This is a genomic window from Gordonia sp. NPDC062954, assembly GCF_044543825.1.
Lineage (GTDB): Bacteria > Actinomycetota > Actinomycetes > Mycobacteriales > Mycobacteriaceae > Gordonia > Gordonia tangerina.
In genome coordinates, this window is sequence record NZ_JBITWL010000081.1 from 1 (window position 1) to 1,085 (window position 1,085).

At 68.2% G+C, this 1,085-nt stretch carries 1 protein-coding gene; it reads left to right on the forward strand.

Annotated features, from left to right (window positions below):
* On the forward strand, positions 1–1,085 hold a 1,085-nt coding region (locus ACIGKQ_RS25375), incomplete at both ends, for a transposase (RefSeq protein WP_396575188.1).

The window sequence follows — 1,085 nt, forward strand, 5'->3', positions numbered from 1 at the left end:
GTTCATCCGTCCACGTTGACCTACTGGCGGCGGCGGCTGGCGGCCAGTGATCGGCCACACCGTATTTTCGAGGTGGTGCGTGAGGTCATCACCGCGACCGGGGTGCTCACCGGCAAGAATCGTCGGGCCCTGGACTCGACGGTCCTCGATGATGCGGTGGCCCGCCAGGACACCGTCACCCAGCTGATCGCGGCGATGCGGCGGGTGGCGCGCGAGGTCGATGGCGCCGGCGCGGTCGTGGCACAGCGTGCGACCCGGCTGGCGACGGTGGCTGGTGCCGGCTATGACCAGCCGGGTAAGCCGCGGATCGCCTGGGATGACGAACAGGCACGAGATCAGCTGGTCAGCGCGTTGGTCAGCGACGCGTTGGCCGTGCTCGACGGCCTTGATCGCGAGAGGATCGAGACTGCCGGCAGCGAGGCCCAGAAGCAGGCGGTGGCGTTGTTGGCGTTGGTCGCCGGTCAAGACGTGGAACCGGCTGAGGGCTCCGATGGCACCGACGGACGCTGGCGCATCGCCGAGCGCACCGTCACCGATCGGATGATCTCCACGGTCGACCCTGAGGCCCGCCACGCCCATAAGACCCAGTCACGCCGCCAAGACGGGTTCAAAGCTCACGTGGTGGTCGAACCCGACACCGGGCTGATCACGGCGACAGAATTGACCAAGGCCGCCGGCCCGGCCAATTCCGATGCGGCGGTCGGGGCGCGGTTGTTACCCACCGATCCCACCGCACCGACCCAGGGCGGGCAGGTCCTCGGTGATTCGGCGTACGCCACCGGAGCGATGTTGGCGAGCTTGGCAGAGACGACCTGGGAGGTGGCGCTCAAACCGTGGCCGTATCGCCCGGCAATCCCGGGCGGGTTCGTCATCGATGACTTCTCCTACGACCCCGCCACGCACACGCTGACCTGCCCCGCCGGTGTGACCCGGCCGGTCACCGCCAGCCATCACGCCACCTTCAGGCAGGCCTGCACGGGGTGTGCGCTACGGGCACGGTGCACCACCTCGGCCAAGGGCCGCTCCGTCCACCTCGGTGAACACCATCGGCTCCAGCGTGACCATCGAAAACAGTTCACCAACAA